Source organism: Segatella copri (genome assembly GCF_026015295.1).
GTDB classification, from domain to species: domain Bacteria; phylum Bacteroidota; class Bacteroidia; order Bacteroidales; family Bacteroidaceae; genus Prevotella; species Prevotella copri_C.
The window spans coordinates 333928-352811 of the sequence record NZ_JAPDUW010000001.1 but is presented as its reverse complement, the minus strand read 5'-3'; the positions used below and the strand labels follow the sequence as shown (position 1 = coordinate 352811).

Annotated in this window: 16 protein-coding genes and 1 pseudogene; 10 read left to right on the top strand and 7 right to left on the bottom strand. The window is 45.3% G+C overall.

The features are described 5' to 3' along the window. Nucleotides 1-8: 8 nt before the first annotated feature. Nucleotides 9-638 carry a response regulator transcription factor gene (locus ONT18_RS01370; RefSeq protein ID WP_119228717.1) on the top strand — a complete coding sequence of 210 codons (630 nt, stop codon included), beginning with the start codon at nt 9-11 and terminating at the stop codon, nt 636-638. Between the two features lie 132 nt (nt 639-770). On the opposite strand, the gene ONT18_RS01365 is transcribed toward ONT18_RS01370, so the two are convergent. Next, nucleotides 771-1727, bottom strand: coding sequence for a LuxR C-terminal-related transcriptional regulator (locus tag ONT18_RS01365; RefSeq protein WP_264903698.1), 957 nt, complete (start codon nt 1725-1727; stop codon nt 771-773). 363 nt (nt 1728-2090) lie between these two features. On the opposite strand from ONT18_RS01365, the gene ONT18_RS01360 reads away from it, so the two are divergent. The 5 genes from ONT18_RS01360 to hcp all read left to right on the top strand — a co-directional run bounded on the left by ONT18_RS01360 (nt 2091) and on the right by hcp (nt 11164). After that, on the top strand, nt 2091-3386 hold the full coding sequence (locus ONT18_RS01360) for a hypothetical protein (protein ID WP_264903696.1): 1296 nt from the start codon (nt 2091-2093) through the stop codon (nt 3384-3386). Nucleotides 3387-3435: 49 nt separating this feature from the next. Then, a complete protein-coding gene (locus tag ONT18_RS01355) occupies nt 3436-4827 on the top strand; it encodes an imelysin family protein (protein ID WP_264903694.1) in 1392 nt (463 codons plus the stop codon). Nucleotides 4828-4947: 120 nt separating this feature from the next. Continuing rightward, a complete protein-coding gene (locus ONT18_RS01350; protein WP_264903693.1) occupies nt 4948-6777 on the top strand; it encodes a di-heme oxidoredictase family protein in 1830 nt (609 codons plus the stop codon). Nucleotides 6778-6944: 167 nt separating this feature from the next. Then, nucleotides 6945-9209: a cytochrome c biogenesis protein CcsA gene (gene ccsA, locus ONT18_RS01345; protein WP_264903690.1), complete on the top strand. Its 2265-nt coding sequence runs from the start codon at nt 6945-6947 to the stop codon at nt 9207-9209. A gap of 311 nt (nt 9210-9520) precedes the next feature. After that, the gene (gene hcp, locus ONT18_RS01340; protein WP_264903688.1) at nt 9521-11164 is read left to right on the top strand and encodes a hydroxylamine reductase; all 1644 of its coding nucleotides are present in this window, start codon (nt 9521-9523) and stop codon (nt 11162-11164) included. Between the two features lie 119 nt (nt 11165-11283). Here the strand turns inward: hcp and ONT18_RS17380 are convergent, their stop codons facing one another. Then, nucleotides 11284-12264 (bottom strand): Rpn family recombination-promoting nuclease/putative transposase, encoded by a 981-nt coding sequence (locus ONT18_RS17380; protein WP_264903686.1) that lies wholly within the window; start codon nt 12262-12264, stop codon nt 11284-11286. A gap of 211 nt (nt 12265-12475) precedes the next feature. On the opposite strand from ONT18_RS17380, the gene ONT18_RS01330 reads away from it, so the two are divergent. The 4 genes and pseudogenes from ONT18_RS01330 to ONT18_RS01315 all read left to right on the top strand — a co-directional run bounded on the left by ONT18_RS01330 (nt 12476) and on the right by ONT18_RS01315 (nt 14841). Continuing rightward, the gene (locus ONT18_RS01330; RefSeq protein ID WP_264903684.1) at nt 12476-13144 is read left to right on the top strand and encodes a Crp/Fnr family transcriptional regulator; all 669 of its coding nucleotides are present in this window, start codon (nt 12476-12478) and stop codon (nt 13142-13144) included. Nucleotides 13145-13579: 435 nt separating this feature from the next. Next, a pseudogene (locus ONT18_RS01325) lies at nt 13580-13747 on the top strand (PD-(D/E)XK nuclease family transposase); the annotation flags it as partial. Between the two features lie 10 nt (nt 13748-13757). After that, the gene (locus ONT18_RS01320; protein ID WP_153073933.1) at nt 13758-13922 is read left to right on the top strand and encodes a hypothetical protein; all 165 of its coding nucleotides are present in this window, start codon (nt 13758-13760) and stop codon (nt 13920-13922) included. Nucleotides 13923-13938: 16 nt separating this feature from the next. Continuing rightward, nucleotides 13939-14841 carry a transglutaminase-like domain-containing protein gene (locus ONT18_RS01315; protein ID WP_264903682.1) on the top strand — a complete coding sequence of 301 codons (903 nt, stop codon included), beginning with the start codon at nt 13939-13941 and terminating at the stop codon, nt 14839-14841. Between the two features lie 141 nt (nt 14842-14982). On the opposite strand, the gene ONT18_RS01310 is transcribed toward ONT18_RS01315, so the two are convergent. The 5 genes from ONT18_RS01310 to ONT18_RS01290 all read right to left on the bottom strand — a co-directional run bounded on the left by ONT18_RS01310 (nt 14983) and on the right by ONT18_RS01290 (nt 18707). Continuing rightward, nucleotides 14983-15681, bottom strand: coding sequence for a tRNA 2-thiocytidine biosynthesis TtcA family protein (locus ONT18_RS01310; RefSeq protein ID WP_264903681.1), 699 nt, complete (start codon nt 15679-15681; stop codon nt 14983-14985). Nucleotides 15682-15797: 116 nt separating this feature from the next. Continuing rightward, nucleotides 15798-17333, bottom strand: coding sequence for a ribonuclease Y (rny, locus tag ONT18_RS01305; protein WP_117586134.1), 1536 nt, complete (start codon nt 17331-17333; stop codon nt 15798-15800). A gap of 29 nt (nt 17334-17362) precedes the next feature. Then, a complete protein-coding gene (locus ONT18_RS01300; RefSeq protein WP_022120985.1) occupies nt 17363-17662 on the bottom strand; it encodes a cell division protein ZapA in 300 nt (99 codons plus the stop codon). Nucleotides 17663-17673: 11 nt separating this feature from the next. Next, nucleotides 17674-17967, bottom strand: coding sequence for a hypothetical protein (locus tag ONT18_RS01295; protein ID WP_022120986.1), 294 nt, complete (start codon nt 17965-17967; stop codon nt 17674-17676). A gap of 89 nt (nt 17968-18056) precedes the next feature. Further along, a complete protein-coding gene (locus ONT18_RS01290) occupies nt 18057-18707 on the bottom strand; it encodes a hypothetical protein (protein WP_006846432.1) in 651 nt (216 codons plus the stop codon). Between the last annotated feature and the right edge of the window lie 177 nt (nt 18708-18884).

Below are 18884 nucleotides of genomic sequence, written 5' to 3'. Positions count from 1 at the left end.
AAACAGAGATGAATGAAGAAATGATGAAAGCCATGGCTGGCAAACAGATGCTGGAAATGGCAATAGTAGAGAGCAATACACTCGCCGCAATGGGACTCAGACAACTGCTTGAGTCGGTGATGCCCATGATGAAAATCTCGACCTTCGGTTCGTTCCGTCAGTACGAGGCAAACAATCCAGACCACTTTGTTCATAGCTTTGTATCTATGCACATTGTACTGGAACACCGTTACTTCTTCACACAGGGCAACAGGAACCGCCACGTGATTGTTCTAACACCCAGCAACGATCCCAATTCGCAACTTGCAGAATTTCATTGTCTCTGCGTCAATGTACCAGAAGGATACCTGATAAAAGAGCTTCTCAACCTGCAGCATTCCGGGCATCCTCATGGCGAACATATCCCTGCCATGCCCCCTGTCACTCAGGAAAAAGTTCTGTCGGATAGAGAAATAGAGGTATTATCTCTGGTAGCACAAGGGAAAATCAACAAAGAGATAGCCGACCAACTCTGTATCGGACTGACTACAGTGATTACCCATCGCAAGAAAATACAGGAAAAACTGGGATTAAAAAGTGTGTCTTCACTCACCATTTATGCTGTGATGCATGGTTTTGTTGACATCAATATGATCTAGCCTTCACCATAAATAGTGATGCAGAATCATTACATACCTAAATATAATGATAGCGCCTTCCCCTCATGTGAGAGGAAGGCGCTATCATTTTAGGAAAAATAACATTATTTAAACTGATATTCCACAGATAAACTACAGCTTTACAGTAGAAATATCAACCAGATTGTTCACGATGGCATAAATTGTAAGACCTGCAGGAGAGTGAATCTGAAGCTTTCGGGCGATGTTTCTGCGATGCGTAATGACCGTATTGATAGAGATAAACAGGTGGTCAGCAATCTCCTTGTTGGTCATTCCCTGAACCAAAGCAACAATCACATCTTTCTCACGGTCGCTCAACTGTTCGTCACTCATCGGAGTCTGATTAATCATGCTCGAAATCTTGGCACTCACATCGTTCTGCTTAAGTTTACGCTCTGCATTTCTTACAGCAGGAATAAAGATTTCTTCCTCAACCTCAGAATGATGTTTCAGCCATTCCTCATTATTATATATATCATAAAGAGTGGCGCTGAGCTGATTATTATGCAAGCCATCAGAAGGCAAATACTTGATAATGATACTCTTGAGTTCCTTTAACTTCATATCTACCTGAGCATGGTGTTTCGAGAAGGTCTCTATATCGAAGTTTGCATTGGCATTACCATCTATAAGTGCCTGAACATAAGGGAATACCATCTTTTCCTCATACTTCATGTGATTGGTAATGCTATGGGCATAGTCATCATAAAGCTTGAGGATAAGGCGTGCCAGATTATCCTTTTCGTCCAGCGCTTCAACCAGTTCCTTACGGATAAACGGCAACTGGAAATCTATGTAATAGGCATGCGATGCCTTGAGATAATGCAATAGGGTCGGCAACGACAAACGGTCGGTATTGTCATACTCCTTGTAACCATTAATTGTCAAGTTTACCACGGACAGGAAGGTATAGGTATCCACCTTCTGCTCGTCGCAAACCTCACGCACAGTCTTGTCGCCAAAGCCCAGGTTGATGCCGAAGCTGCCGAGGCTCTGTAAAATGTTATAATTGTCTCTAATGATGCTGATCATCTTGTCATCAGCTTCATACATCTTCTGATTTTTCATCTTTCTTTCTCCTTAAATGAAAACATCCTTGTATCAAGAACATTCATAATGTTTCTATTTCGGTTGCAAATATACAAAAAAGTTTCGAAACTCGCAATACCTAGAAATGGGGATGCGCCAGTTTACCGATTTTTAGGTATTGCAAGATATTTTAAAACTCCGTACCTTTGCACCCGAAATCGAGAAAGAGTGCGGTGATGATTGCCATTCCCGAGCGGCAGAGCTGCGTAATTCCTTATCAAGTCAGATTGGCTTTAAGGAGATACTAGGCCTCTAAAGTGTCGAGACCGCAAACAGACATCCGCGCTCTTTTCTTTATTATACTAAGGATTATACGATAACAATAATTTCAAAATATTAAAGATGAACAGTTTAAGAATTGGATTGATGTCCGCTGCCCTCGTTGCCGGTTTGGCAACAGCAAGTGCACAAACTGTGGCTGCTGACAGCGTGATGCAGCACGCGAATGGCAAGCGCCTCAGCGTGGGTGGTTATGGCGAGGTTGCCATGAGCCGCAACTTCTATAGCGACGCAGGTAACCGTTACTCTAACGCTAATGCTTACAAGAACGCTCCTTCACATGGTCGTTTCGACATTCCTCATGCAGTCATCTACTTGGGTTACGACTTCGGTAAGGGTTGGACCATGGGTACTGAGATTGAGTTTGAGCACGGTGGTACAGGTTCTTCTATCGAATATGAGGCAGAAGAGGCTATTGAGTACGAGCAGGAACAGGAGAAAGGTGGCGAAGTTGAACTGGAGCAGTTCTGGATTCAGAAATCTTTCGGTCATTTTGCCAACATCAAGATGGGTCATATCGTTGTGCCTGTTGGTTTGACCAATGCTTATCATGAGCCATTGAACTTCTTCACTGTTTATCGTCCAGAGGGTGAGAACACCATTCTCCCTTGCACTTGGCATCAGACAGGTTTGAGTTTCTGGGGTAAGTCTGGCGACTTCCGTTACGAGGCTCAGTTCTTGGCAGGTTTGAACGCATACAAGTTCAGCCGTAGCAACTGGATTCAGGGGGGTACACAGAGCCCTTATGAATTTGAGGTAGCCAACAAGTATGGTGCAGCAGTACGTGTAGACAACTATACTATCCCTGGTCTTCGCATCGGTTTGAGCGGTTACTACGGACAAGCCATGAGCAACACCACTCCTTACGATGCTGTGTATAAAGATATCAAGGGAAATGTATATGTAGGCGCTTTTGACTTTACCTATAATAAATACAACTGGATTGTACGTGGTAATGTGGACTATGGCTACGTAAGTGATGCCGACAAGATTTCCGACCACACTTACCCAGGCACCTCATTGGTAAAACCAAATGAGTCTGGCAAGAATAAGTACTTCGGTAGTCATGCTGTAGCAACCATGATAGAGGCAGGATACAATGTGTTCTCACAGATTTCATCTCTACGAAAGAACAACCAGAAGCTCTATGTATTCGGTCACTATGAGTACTATGACTCATCTGTACACAACACTATATCACAGTGGACCAACAAGAAGATTCTCGCAGCTGGTATCAACTACTATCCAATGAAGCAGATCAGCGTTAAAGCAGAGTACAACCATCGCTTCTTGAAATCAAAATACAACGATGAGCCAGCCATCAACATCGGTATCGCTTACGAGGGTTTCTTCCTCTAATCGCACAACAAGAAACATTTATAACAGAACAATAAAAACAAAAAACAAAATGAAAAAGACATTCAAAAACGTCATGATGCTCGTAGCAACCATGACACTTTCATTGGGTTTCGCTTCATGTAGTGATGACAATGATGGTCCATCAACAGGTAACGACATCGTCCCTTCAGCAGAACTTTCTGCTGTAGCTAACACTTATGTGAACGATGTAGTTTATCCAACATACCAAGCCTTGCGTGACAACTGCAAGACCTTGCATGAGGCTTGCGCCAAGCTTTACACCAATGCAAAGGCTGGCAACTTGACTAACGCAGATGTTGAGGCTGCTTGCGAAGCATTCAAGAACGCACGTCTTCAGTGGGAGCGCAGCGAGGCATTTCTCTATGGTGCTGCTACCGACCACGAAATCGACCCACACATCGACTCATGGCCTTTGGACCACGACCAGTTGGTACAGGCTTTGACTGATGCTAACGTTATGTCAGGCATCAAGGGTCAAGGTTCTCAATATGTTTTCACAAACAATGGCAAATTCGACTCTGTATTGGGTTTCCACGGACTTGAGTTCGTACTCTTCCGCAATGGTGCCGCTCGTACAGCAGCCGACTTCGCTGCTAACGACACAGAGGCTGGCATGACAACAGTTGCCGGTATCGACGAACTTGCATTCGCTGACGCTGTTTCTGGCGACATCTACAACATGACAACTTTGCTCCACTATGGTTGGACACAAGACAACACTGATTACTCTTGGATTAACAGCAACTGCAAGTGGGTATTGAACGTAGCAGATAACAACGAGGAAGAAAAAACTCACACTGGTGGTAAGAATGGACTCTGCTCTGCTGGTATCGGTTATGGTGCTTGGTTGCTCAAGGGTGCTACCCAGGATGGTTGGTTCCAGACATGGCAGGAGACTTTGGAGAATGCATGCGTAGCTGGTTGCTCTAACATCTGCCAAGAGGTTTACACTCAGAAATTGGGTCAGGCTTTCCGTGTAGCATCTGGTCAGGGTGGCACTACAGAAGATGGCGAGAAGGAGTCAAGAGACTACATCGAGTCTCCTTACAGCAAGCGCTCTTACATCGACTACCAGGACAACATCTATTCTATCAAGAATTCTCTCTATGGCACTCGTGACGTTACAGCCACAACTCCTGTAACCAACTCTATGATGAACATCATGAAGAAGTACAACTACAGTGGCTACAACGACATCAACACAGCTCTCAACGAGGCTATCGCAGCATTGGAGACTGCCAAGAACAGCAGTTCATTCGTTGCCGATATCGCAGCTATCGAAAAAGCATACAAGAATGGCACTATCAATAGCGAGGCAGCCTACACACGTGTGAAGACTTGCATCGACAAGATCAACAATCTCGATGAGGAGTTGAACAAGGCAGGTGCTTGGTTCCGTAAGATTCGTGCTTCAAAATAAGCCATTCCATATCTTAGGAAAATAAGAATATAATACAAAACGTAGCCTCTCCTGATTCCAGCAAAGAAAAAGGAGGGCTACGTATTGTCACGTTTACAAAGTACATTACAAAAATACATTATGAAAAAGAATTATGCATGGATGTCTATGGCATTGACCATGGCACTCACATCCGTAAGTTGCTCCGATGACAAGGACATTGAAATCGTGGAGACAGATGCCAACTACGTAGGACAAAATGTTGGCAATTTCACTGCCGACGAATGGTATCCAGGTGGTAAATTGGGAACCACCGAGAATACAACAGCGAGCTGTTATAGCGACCAGACTCCTTATGTTGACGATCATACAAATTTAAAAGACGCCTTTTTCCAAGGCGAGCAGTTGTTTGAGCGCCAATATACACTCAACACAGGTGCTTTCAAAGGACTCGGTCCTGCCTCCGTCCGCACATCTTGCATCGATTGCCACCCAGAGTATGGTCACGGCAAGCGCATGACTCAATACGAGACTCGCTATAGCAATGGTAATGGTTATTTGCTCGTAGTCTATCACCCTGTAGATGGGGCCAACAGCAATGACGGCGGCTATGTAGCCGAAGTAACAGGTATGCCTCAGACACAAGCCGCTTCTCCATTCAAAGCTCCTATCGACGAGAGCATGATTAACCTTCAATGGCCACACATCAGCAAGATGGAAACAGACGAGATTCCAGCCATGCAGTTCCCTGATGGTGAGAAGTTCGACCTTATCTATCCTGAGATTTCTATTCCTAAGGGCGCATTCCGCACCTCTCCTACCCCATACGAGACAGGAAACGGTGCTGTAGCTTGCCGCTTGGAGTCAACCATCGGTATCGGCGGTACAGGCTTGATTGATGCCATCCCTAACGAGGCCATCAAGGCCCAGTATGCCGCAGAGGCTGCTTACTTCAAGAAGGCTGGTCTTACCGTATCAGACTATATCAACCCTAGCATGTGGGATGCAGAGGCAAATGATTTCGCATCAGGTGCATTCTATACCACATTCGGTCGTGACGCAGCCAAAAAGAGCAAAGATGGTACAAAAGACAGTCGCACACAGAATGTAACAGGTGGTGTTCATGCAGATGGTACTCCATTCGACCCTAACACAACAGACCTCAACAAGAAGATAGTGAAGCGTTATACATACGCTTTGACCCGTGGTTCTTTGCAAGACGGTCCTGGTGCCAATGCTATTTGGAATATCACCAACGTAACTCGCCCAGACCGTCCTTTGCTCTACACCACAGAAGCTTGGGCTCAAAAGATGTCCGAGGACACTGAAGTTATTGCTGCCATCAAGAAAGATCCAAGTTCTCCTTACTACGCAGATGGTACGGACGAAGGTATCAAGAATGCAGTAAGAGTTCTGTTGGATCCTTATACCAATCAGTTCGACAACAACATCCACCCATTCACAGCAGAGCAGAGCATGGATGACTACTATGCTTTCATGGTATGGCATCGTGGTCTCGCCATCCCTCGTGCTCGTAACTTGAACGACCCACAGGTTCAACAGGGTAAGAAGCTCTTCATGGAATGGGGTTGTGCTAACTGCCACAAGCCATCTTGGAAGACAGGCGACGACAACTACATCACCTCTAAGTATATCGCTGACAAACCATTGCCACGCTATCAGAACCAGACTATCTATCCATATTCAGACTTGATTCAGCACAAGCTCTATATGAAGAACGACATCCATGGTTCTTGGTGCCGAACCACTCCACTTTGGGGTCGAGGCTTGTCATTGCTCAACACTGGTGCAGAGGATCGCTTGCACGACTGCCGTGCCCGCAACGAGGTGGAAGCCATCATGTGGCACTGCTACAGCAAGAAGAGTCATGCTTACTCTTCAGCCATCAACTTCTACAAGGCATCGAAGAGCGATCGTGATGCAGTGGTTAAGTTCCTGCGTTCTATCTAATCATAAGATATTACAAGAAGAAACAAAAATAAGAAAAGCTGCCAGGCTATCAAAAGCATTTGGCAGCTTTTTTTATCTGAATCTACAAATATACGGATTAACTCTTGCATGTTTCCGAATAAAATCGTAATTTTGCAGCGGAAATTCTATCAAGATTCCAACTAAGTATGGTTAAAAAGATTATATTCATTCTTTACATCCTTGTGCTCGTATGCATGGCTGCCGCCACCATCGTGGAAAAAAGCCAGGGCACGGATTATGCTCATGCCCACTACTATGGAGCATGGTGGTTCATTCTAATCTGGGCAGTACTTGCTGCCCTCGGTGCGTTCTATATCATCAAAAGAAAAGTGAAGTGCGCTTCTACGCTGGCACTCCATCTCTCCTTCATCATCATCCTCTTGGGTGCCCTACTCACGCATGTATCAGCAAAAAGAGGCATGATTCATCTGCGCATCGGTCAGCCTACAGATACTTATATGGCTCAGGATGAAGAGCAGGGCATGAAGGAAGAGAAACTCCCTTTCTCGCTCTGCCTGAAGAAGTTTGAAGCGAAGATGCACGATGGAACCAACGCCGTGGCTGACTATTCTTCAAAATTCACCGTAATAGACGGAGATGATAAGAGCGAAGGCGAAGTTTCGATGAACAACATCTATTCCCACCGGTCTTACCGTCTTTATCAGTCATCTTACGATGAAGACGGCAAGGGAAGCGTGCTCGCTATCAATGCCGATCCATACGGCATACCAGTCACCTATACTGGCTATGCGCTGCTCTTCATCTCCCTCGTATGGATGCTCTTCGACCCTAAGGGCGGTTATCGCAGACTACTGAAGAGTCCTTTGCTCAAGAAGGGAGCGTTGATAACAGCACTCATCCTCAGCATGGGCAATATACAGACACTGCATGCAGAATCTGCAACAAGCAATCTCCAAAATGCAGTATTGCCAAAGGAAACTGCAGAGAAGTTTGGCGAGCTTCATATTCTCTACAACGACCGCATCTGTCCGGTACAGACCTTTGCCCTCGATTTCTGCAAGAAGATATATGGAGCCAGGAGCTATCAGGGATTGACTGCAGAACAGGTACTCTCTGGTTGGGTATTCTATGGAAATACTTGGGCAAACGAGCCTTTCATCAAGATCAAGAGCGGAGAAATGAAAACAGCGATGAATCTGCCTGACTATGCTTCGCTCAATACTTTCTTCAATCGTGAGATGGGTGGCTATACCATCGGACAGTATGTTCAGGAATACTACAATGGTCAGCAGGACAAGTTCCATCAGCAAGCCGCCGATATCGATGGCAAGATACAAATCATCATGGAGTTGCGAGAAGGTATCTCATTGAAAGTTCTTCCTTACACCTTCACCAAGAATGTGAAGGCTACCAAGGATCATTCATTCATCAAGGCGGGTACCACCACCTGGTTTTCACCGGTGGATAAGTTGCCGCAAGCCGTAGAGCAGCAGCATGCACTCTATATCAGGGATGTATTCTCCCTGCTGAATGGCGATGTAAAGGCAGGCAATACGAGTCGTGTAAACGAGTTCTTCGTCAAGATGAAGAAATATCAGGAGGTTAGTAGCGGTAATTCGCTGCCAACAGCTACACAGTATAAGGCAGAACGCATCAATAATGCCTTTCCTTTTGCAACCATTCTCTTCATGGCAAACCTCACACTGGGCTTCATTGCCCTCTTCTACACCATCTATCGCATGACGAAGAAGAAAGAAATCAAGGTATTGAACATCGCTTTGCCTATCCTGCTTGGCGTATCCTTCCTTGCCTTAACCTTCGGATTGGCATTGAGATGGATTATCAGCGGCAACATACCTATGTCTAACGGATATGAAAGTATGCTAACTGTAGCCTGGTTCGTGATGCTTATCAGTATTCTGATGCAGTTGCGCATCCGCATCGTGATGGTATTCGGCTTCCTGATTTCAGGATTCTTCCTTCTGGTAAGCCATATCAACCAGATGGATCCTGCTATCGGACAGATGATGCCGGTATTGAACAGTCCGTTACTCAGCATCCATGTCAGCATCATCATGATGAGCTATGCCCTATTGTCCTTGACTTTCATCTGCGGCATCATGGGCATCTGCATGCGCTCTCATGGCGACGAACTGCGGGATTTAAGCCGTCTCTTCCTCTACCCTGCCCTCACCACGATGGGGTTCGGCATCTTCATCGGAGCCATCTGGGCTAACGTGAGCTGGGGTAATTACTGGAGTTGGGACAGCAAGGAAACATGGGCGCTCATCACCTTTATGATTTATGCCGTAGTAGTGCATACGCAGAGTCTGCCGGTCTTCCGCAAGCCGCTGGTATATCACATTTACATCACCCTGGCATTCATGAGCATTGCCATGACCTACTTCGGTGTGAACTATTTCCTCACGGGCATGCACTCGTATGCATAACCCATCAGAAGACAGAATATATTTAGTCTTAAGGCAAAATTTATTTTCCCTTAAGGCTAATTTTATTTTCCCTTAAGGATAAATATATGATGGTGTTGACATCAATCTAATCAAGAAGTATTCCGGACGAACCCAGGAACAGATAGAAAAAATCCGTTCCCCCACACTCTTTTTATGTTTTTTTAATATCCTACGGTCACAATTGTTACCGTAGGATTATTTTTAAAGCCGTAATTTTGCAGCCGGAAACCAGGAATGGCAGATTGCCGCCTGGAAGAAAACATTAAAATAACTCTTTAATTTATAGCAATATGGCAGAAAACAAGATGTTCTGTTTCCAGTGTCAGGAAACAGCTAAGGGTACAGGCTGTACCATCAAGGGTGTTTGCGGTAAGGAGGCTACAACTTCCAAGTGGCAGGATCTGCTGCTCAGCGTGGTTCGTGGCATAGGAACCATACAGCATAACATAGGCAAAGAGCCGGCACCAGAGGTAACCCATTTCCTTACGGATGCACTCTTCACCACCATCACCAACGCCAATTTCAACGACCAGGATATCCTGCAAAAGGTAGATAAGGGTATCGTCCTGAAGAAACAGCTGCTGGAAAAGGCGGCAAGCATGAATATCCACCTCCCTGCTTATCAGGAGGTAACCTGGGGTGGCGAGAAGACAGACTACGAGGCAGAGGGCGCCCGTGAATCCGTGCTCCGCCACGAGAATCCAGATATCCGCTCGCTCAAGGAACTCACCATGCTCGGTCTGAAGGGTATGGCAGCATACTACGAGCATGCAGCCCATCTGGGAGAAGAGAACAGCGAGATTATCAGCTTCATCTGCCGTGCTCTCGCCACCATCAGCAACCCTGATGCTGATATGAACACGCTGCTGGGCATGGTGCTCGAAACAGGAAAGTACGGCGTGGATGTGATGGCACTCCTCGACAAGGCCAACACCCAGGCATACGGTAATCCGGAACTCACCCGGGTGAACATCGGCACAGGCAGCAATCCGGGCATCCTCATCTCCGGTCACGACCTGAAGGATATCGAAGATCTCCTCATCCAGACCGAAGGCACGGGCATCGACATCTATACCCATGGCGAGATGCTTCCTGCCCACTACTATCCGCAGCTCAAGAAGTACAAGCATCTGGTGGGCAACTACGGCAATGCGTGGTGGAAACAGAAGGAGGAATTCGAGAGCTTCAACGGTCCTGTAGTCTTCACCACCAACTGCATCGTACCGCCATCGCCATCGGCAGGCTACAGGAACCGCGTCTTCACCACCAACTCTACAGGTTTCCCTGGCTGGAAGCATATCCAGGCGGGTGCCGACGGCCACAAAGACTTCTCCGAGGTGATTGCGCTTGCCAAGACCTGCCAGCCACCTAGGGAGATAGAGACAGGCGAGATCATCGGCGGTTTTGCGCATGCCCAGGTCTTTGCCCTGGCAGACAAGATAGTAGAGGCAGTGAAGAGCGGAGCCATCCGCAAGTTTGTGGTGATGAGTGGCTGCGATGGCAGAATGAAGAGCCGCAACTACTACGAGGAGTTTGCCAAGGCGCTGCCTCAGGATGTAGTGATACTCACCAGCGGCTGTGCCAAGTTCAAGTACAACAAGCTCAATCTGGGCGACATCAACGGCATTCCTCGTGTGCTGGATGCCGGTCAGTGCAACGACTCCTATTCCTGGGCGGTTGTGGCATTGAAGCTGAAGGAGATTTTTGGAGCCAGCGACATCAATGAACTTCCTATCTTCTTCAATATTGCCTGGTACGAGCAGAAGGCTGTCATCGTACTTCTTGCCCTGCTGCATCTGGGCGTAAAGAACATCCATCTGGGCCCTACGCTCCCAGCCTTCTGTTCACCAGCCGTACTGAAGGTACTGGTAGATACCTTTGGCATTGCCGGAAACGGAACGGTAGAAGAGGACATCAAAAAATATATAGGATAAGAACAGCAGCTACTGAGTTAAGGGAGAATTTGCAGCCGTTAGACAACGTCCATGCCGAGCATATAACAATAAAGGGAGATTTCTTGGCGAAATCTCCCTTTATCTATTGCAAAAAGCAGCTATAATTTCTTGATTTCATCTAATGACAACTGGGTTGCTGCTGCCACTTGCTCGGCAGACAAGCCCATTGCAAGAAGACGACGGGCGGTGGCCTTCTTCTCATCTTTGGCTCCTTCGGCACGACCTTCTTCTCGTCCTTCTTCTCGTCCTTCAGCTCGTCCTTCAGCTCGTCCTTCAGCACGACCTTCTTCTCGACCATCGGCAAGACCTTTCTGCCAGCCATCATCATAACCCGTTTTGATAACGCTGCGCTGATAGCGCAGATTCTCCATGTGGCGGACATAATCATTCTTTTCCGCTACGGTCAACTTATCTATATCCAGGCATTTGCGGGCATCTGCCAAACCTGGGGCCTGGGCTGCCTCGCTGATCTCGCCGGTCTTGAGAAACTCGATCCATTCATCCAGATTGTTCACCGCCAGCTTATCAAAGTTGTTCACGCAGAGCAGATAATACTCCGGGAATATATCTCCGGCTTCGCGATTAGTCTTGCGTCCCTGAGGGATTTCATCACCGAAGAAGAGTTCACTCTGTCGGTTGGAGAGTTTCAGGATATCATTCGGCTGATGCAGTCCCTGGAACATCGTCTTGCCATGATATACATAATCCTTAGCCTGTCCCAATGTGAAATACACGATATTGATGGAATATACCTTGCGCACTTTGTCGTAATCATCGCCCAGACTGATATTGTCTGTGATGACCTTGGAAACTCCATAGAGCATACGGTGGAAATAGGTATGTTCCCGGGTGTTCTGTATCTCGAAGATGATGAATTCTCCCTTCTCATTTTCGGCCAGGATATCCACTCTGTTGAATTTATCATTCTCGGTCTGCTGATTGCTCTCACTATCCAGGAATCTGTTGATCTTGAATTTCTCGTTCAACAGCGAACACATAAAGCCTTCCAGCACGGCATAGTTTGCCTTGTTACGAAGCAGGCGCTTCATCGCCCAGTCAAATCTGATATAATTTGCCATATTCTTCCTCCATTTATTAATTTTCAGCTGCAAAGTTACGACTTTATTTTAAGACGCCAAAGTTTTTTCGTATTTTTCTTGCTTATTACCAGAACTTTAGCTAGTAAGATTCCACTCTTATAGGGCGTGCGGAGATTCTGCCTTCAAGATTCTAAATGGAGCAAACAATAAATCGGAGGAAAATGCGTTATTGAAAATAAGACTTAAATGTATGAAAGAATCAATATTCGTTACCTTGCAGAAATGCACGGTATTTGAGGGATTTACTCCTGAGGAAATCAGAGAGGCGCTATCGACGGTAAGCTACCGGATGGTGGAGCTTGCTGCCAGGGAAACCTATGTGCTGGCAGGAATGCCCTGCAGATATGCCGACATCATCGTCGAGGGGGAGATGATAGCCCGCATGTCGGGATTGTCGGGCAAGCAGGCGCAGATAGAGCGGCTGGGAGAATCGATGCTGATAGCCCCTGCCTATATCTTCGCACATAATAACGAGATGCCCGTAAGCGTGGAGACAAGCAAGAAGACTACCCTCCTGCGCATGAGGCCTTCGGAACTGAAACTGCTGATAGATACCGACGAACGCATACGCTGGAACTTCATCCAGCACCTGTCAAGGATAGATATCTTCCTTTCGCAGAAAATGCGCATGCTCTCCCTTTTCTCCGTCAAGGAGAAGGTGGCGCAATACCTCATCAAGATGGCTACCGAACAGCAGAGCAGAACCATCCGACTGGATGTCAGCCGCCAGGAAATGGCGGATATCTTCGGTATCCAGAAGTTCTCGCTCCTCCGCTGCCTGTCCGAATTCGAGGAGAAGGGCGCCATCAGGATTGATGGCAAGACCATCACCATACTCAACTCGGATGACATGAAATAAGAAGCAAGAATGAGAGGAAAGGAGAGAGAAAGAACCGATGAAGACGAAGTTCTCCACCTGCGCCTCAAGAGCCCATCTTCAGCACCACATCCGCTGCATCGGTTTGAAATCCCCCATTCCCATCACATTGCAGACTACATCCTGGTTGCTGGGGATAACATATCCCCAGAGCATAAAGAGGTTAGGACATTTATTAGCGGCGGATTGTAAATCCGCCGGAACGCCTAACGGAGGAAAGGGCATATCCGACGCTACGAAATTACCTTAATATATATGTGAAACAAGACGATTATGAGAAAAAACTGCCTTATAATTTGGAGGTTACAAATATTCAGCGTATCTTTGCATAAGATTTGTGGCACTCAGCAATTTGAAAGCAAGCTTTCATTGCACTCGCTGGCAAAATCTTTGCATAAGATTTAAAAAGAATGACGTATGAAACAGGTAGAAGAAACATACATCAGCTTGCTGACCGACTTCGGTTTCAAGCGAATATTTGGAACGGCAATGAACAAGAATTTACTGATTTGCTTCCTCAACAGCTTTTTTAATGGCCGACAGGTTGTGAAGGACGTGTCGTATCTGAATCCAGAGCACGTAGGAGGCAAGTAAGATGGCGTATCGTGATATCAAAAACTCTATTGATACGGCGAAGCAAGAAGGTAAGAATGAAAAAGCCTTGGAAATTGCCAAGAACATGCTTGCCGATGGTGTTGACATCAATCTAATCAAGAAGTATTCCGGACTAACCCAGGAACAGATAGAAAAAATGAAATAACTAATAGAATAAAAAAATGAAGAAAAAAATCAAGTTGGTAGGCTGGAGCATCTTGGGAATCCTGCTCATAGCTGTAGCAACATTACTGTTGGCACGCTTTGTTTTCAATAAACAAGTGGAAGCTTATCTTTGCAATTCGCTGAAGAATGAAATGGTAGAAAAATTAAAAGACGCTGGCAAATATGTACCAGATACTACGTCCTATAATTTTGCATATCAGAAAGATTCTGTCCAATCACAAAAAATCCGTGAATATTTCAAACTCGATACAGTTGTATCTTCCACAATGCCAACATGGGACAAGGCCATTTCACTGGCACGTTTTGTAGCGGAAAACATTCCTCATGCCAATCAAAAGATTAATCCAAAGAGAAGTAATGCTATAGATCTCTGGAAATACACTCGATCGATAGAGCCTGCATTCAACTGTCGATTACACTCCATCCTCTTACACGAACTATTGCTGTCTGAGGGTATTGTAAACCGCTTTGTAACTTGTCATCCCGCAGATTCCGAGGATTCCGACTGCCATGTTGTTAACCTGGTGTGGCTGCCAGAATTACAGAAATGGGCTATGCTAGACTCGGATATGAATGCTTGGGCAGAAGATGAAAAAGGCACTCCACTTTCTCTTGCAGAAATGCGTGAGCGATATATTGACGGCAGAGAAATCGTTTACCGTCCTCTCTTGAATTCAGATAATGATTTTGTTTATTACAGGGCATATTGGGCAAAAAACTTATACTGGTTTGATACTTGGGAGACAACAGGCTATGGTCGCGAAGATAATAATCCTGCTTATCGAAACAAGAATCGCCATATCGTGCTTGTTCCTTCTGGATTCAAAGGTTTTGAACTTCCCGACCATTCAGTACTGACAACAGATACTTCACGTTTCTGGGCAGCTCCCCAAAATTAGTAACTGCCATTTACTAGATCTACCCCAGGAACAAATACAATAGGCTTCAATGGCAAATGAAGCCTATTTCATTGTCCAACGAAAGTAGTTTCATGAGCACATGAAACTACTTTCGTTTTTTATTGCTTTTTCTACTATATTTTATTTCATAAAGACAGAGCGCCAAAGACTGTAACGCGCCTCTAGATTCAACTGTTCCAAATGCTGGAAGACGGCTTGCATATCCGCACGGCGGGTAGTCTCTTCGTAAGGACATAGTGCCTTCTGCTTAGTGAAATGCAACTCTTCTGCTACCTGCCGGATATCCGCCTCATGCACCAGACAAAGGGGGCGGATGATGGTGAGGGGATAATGTTTTAAAGGAAGACTGGGCAGCATGGTGGAATGAGAACCCTCAAAGGTGATGTTCATCAGCAGGGTAACGAGGATATCATCCATGTGATGTCCCAGAGCTATCTTATTGAACCCGTGGCTTACCGCAAACTCGAAGAGCGTCTTGCGACGGTTCCAGGCACAGAGGAAGCAACGGGTCTTTCGGGGATCGGTGGATTCATCGAACGAACTATGAAGGATATGGAGCTTGATGCCATTCTCTGCACAGAAATCCTGCAGATAAGAGCGGTCGGTTTCGTAAGGAATGTTATCCATGATGATATGAGCCGCCTCCACTTCGATATGCGGCTTATAGATACGGGCACGCTGAGCCAGCAAACGGACAAGTTCCAATGAATCCTTGCCTCCACTCAAGGCAATAAGAATACGGTCCCCATCCTCCAAAAGATGATAGTCAACACATCCTTTATTGAATCGCTTTAATACTTTCTGTTCTGCTTTCATCATATTCTGAAAAGGGAAAAGAAAAGCCGCACCCTTTTTCAGAGTACGGCTTTATCAAGATACATCTCTCTACTTTGCAGAAGAGAAACGACAATTTAAACTTCAAATATAATTCTATCTTACTTAGCGTAAGCTACACTACGAGTCTCACGAATCACAGTAATCTTAACCTGACCAGGATAAGTCATCTCATTCTGAATCTTGGTTGCAATTTCATCAGAAAGCTTGATGCTCTCTTCATCGTTCATCTTATCCGCACCCACGATGACACGGAGTTCACGACCTGCCTGGATAGCGTAAGTCTTGGTTACGCCAGGATAACTCATGGCGATAGCTTCAAGATCGTTCAAACGCTTGATATAAGCCTCTACAATCTCACGACGGGCACCAGGACGAGCACCAGAGATAGCATCACAAACCTGTACGATAGGAGCCAATAATGTATTCATCTCCATCTCATCATGGTGAGCACCGATGGCATTGCAGATATCAGGTTTTTCCTTATACTTCTCTGCAATCTTGGCACCATACAATGCGTGTGGCAATTCACTCTCCTCATCAGGCACCTTACCAATATCGTGCAAGAGACCGGCACGCTTAGCCTTCTTAGGATTCAATCCCAATTCAGAAGCCATAACCGCACAGAGGTTAGCGGTTTCACGGGCATGCTGCAAGAGGTTCTGACCATAAGAAGAACGGTACTTCATCTTACCAATGATACGAATCAACTCTGGGTGCAGACCATGAATACCGAGGTCGATAGCTGTACGCTTACCAGTTTCGATAATTTCATTATCCAACTGCTTCTTCACCTTGGCTACCACCTCCTCAATACGGGCTGGGTGGATACGTCCGTCAGCTACCAACTGATGGAGAGCCAGACGGCAAACCTCACGACGAACAGGGTCGAAGGCTGAGATAACGATTGCCTCAGGAGTATCATCCACAACGATTTCGACACCAGTTGCTGCTTCCAAGGCACGGATGTTACGGCCTTCACGACCGATAATACGTCCCTTCACCTCATCATTATCAATATGGAAAACGCTAACAGAATTCTCAATGGCTGTTTCAGTAGCAACACGCTGGATTGTCTGAATCACAATCTTCTTAGCCTGCTGGTTAGCATTGAGTTTGGCATCATCCATAATTTCGTTCACATAGCTTGCAGCATCGAGTTTAGCCTGATCTTTCAGACTCTCAATCAATCTCTGCTTAGCCTCTTCAGCACTCAGACCAGAAAGTTCTTCCAGTTTAGCCTGCTCCTGTTTCTGCATCTTATCAAGTTCCTGCTGCTTGACAGACAAGAGTTTCTTCTCGTTGTCAACACGCTGCTGATACTGATCAATCTCCATCTTGCGTCGACCGAGGTCTTCCTGACGTTGATTGAGAGAAATCTCGCGCTGCTTCAACTTATTCTCATTCTGCTGGATGCGAGAATTACGCTGCTGCACTTCTTTTTCGAGTTCCGCCTTCTTGTTGAGGAATTTCTCCTTCACTTCCAAAAGCTTCTTCTCTTTTACTACTTCTGCCTCTTTGTTGGCAGCTTCTATCATTTCATTATATTTTCCCTTAATGACATAACGGAAAATGAAATACCCAGCAGCACCGCCGATAACAAGCGCCACCAAGGCTGCTATAATAGTTACTATCATTATATTATATATATGTTTATTAAATATTCTTATTTCAAAGCGTCTTCAATCTCGGAGGTAAGCTTCTCAAGAATATCATCATAAGGTTTCGTATCATTCCGATCCGATTCCTTCTCATATCTCAATGCCACATCAATGAGCGCCATATACAGGATTTCCTTATCGCTCTTTCTGCCTTTGAAAATCTTGGTATATGAGTTTACTATATCATCTATCAGCTTAGCTGATTTACGATAATACTCCTCGTCTTCCCTAGGTATTCTTACCGAAAGATCTGTATCATAGACGTGTAATCGTATGAGTAATTTATCTTGTTCTTGTTCTGCCATCGTTCCGATTTTTACTTTTCACCCAATAGTGTGATACACTTATTGACATCTCTTATGAGCTTGGCGATGCGCTTCTGAGTAGCTTCCATATCATTGTCAGAAATCGTCATCATCTTCGCCATCTTCAAGCTGTCGTAATCACTCTGCGCTTGAGCCAACTTTTCCTCCAATGCCTTGATTTTGGCATCGCGCTCATCCACCATCGCATAGAGTTCAGCATTCTCCTGCTTGACCTCGTCAAACTTGAGAATCATCTGCCTTACTCTTGTGGCAAACGTATTGATTGTTTTCTCATTTGCACTCATGACTATTATTTTTTGGCTACAAATTTAAGAGAATTATTTGAATAAAACAAATATTCTGCTATTTTTTTTCATTTTGGGCGCAACATTTGTTACTTTCCCATCTTCTGCTTTGCCTTTTCTACGTCTTCATCTGATGGACGTGGCTCTTTTTTGGCAAGCATCAATACCTGGAATGTAAAGTCGGTTACCCATTGCTGGCTGAATGCCAAGCGCTTGTTGAACTGGCGCAACTGAAGCACGGTTTTCAGCACACTGGCATCAGAGAAATCATTCTTAGTGAAGATATCTTCTACAGTTTTAGCAGTCAGCTTGTATAGCGAATTCTTCATGAAGCTAGGCAAACGGAGCTTAAACTTCATCAAGTTGCCCATCAGCATCATCAGATCCTGCGTAAAGTTCTGGAACTGGATGAGATATACATTGACATCCTGCAGTTTGTGGCAGTTTTTACGGATACTGGAATCTATTTCCTTGAAGAAGGCATCATCCGTATCATAGATATTCTTCATCATTTTCTTCACCTGTGCCTTTTCGCCAATACCCAGACGGTTGTTGACCGTCGGAACATGCAGACTTGTCTTGAAGACACGCAAGTCTGGCAACATGGCCAAATTGGTGATACCTAACTGAGAAGCAAGTGCAGCCTGAAAGTATACACGGACCAAAGTCATGTAATCTTCCATTCCACCTACCTTTTTATCGTCGTCTTTACGACCGAATAGTTTAGCAAAAATTCCCATTCCTTTATTATTTTATTTTCTATATCTATTTAAATTGTTCTGCAAAAATACAATAAAATCAGTAAATACCCAAATCAAAGCGACGTTTTTTATATAAAAAGGTGCTTTTTTTATCAAAAAATGCATTTTTATGGCTTATGATTTCACTCATTCAACTTTTTTTAGTAACTTTGCCGC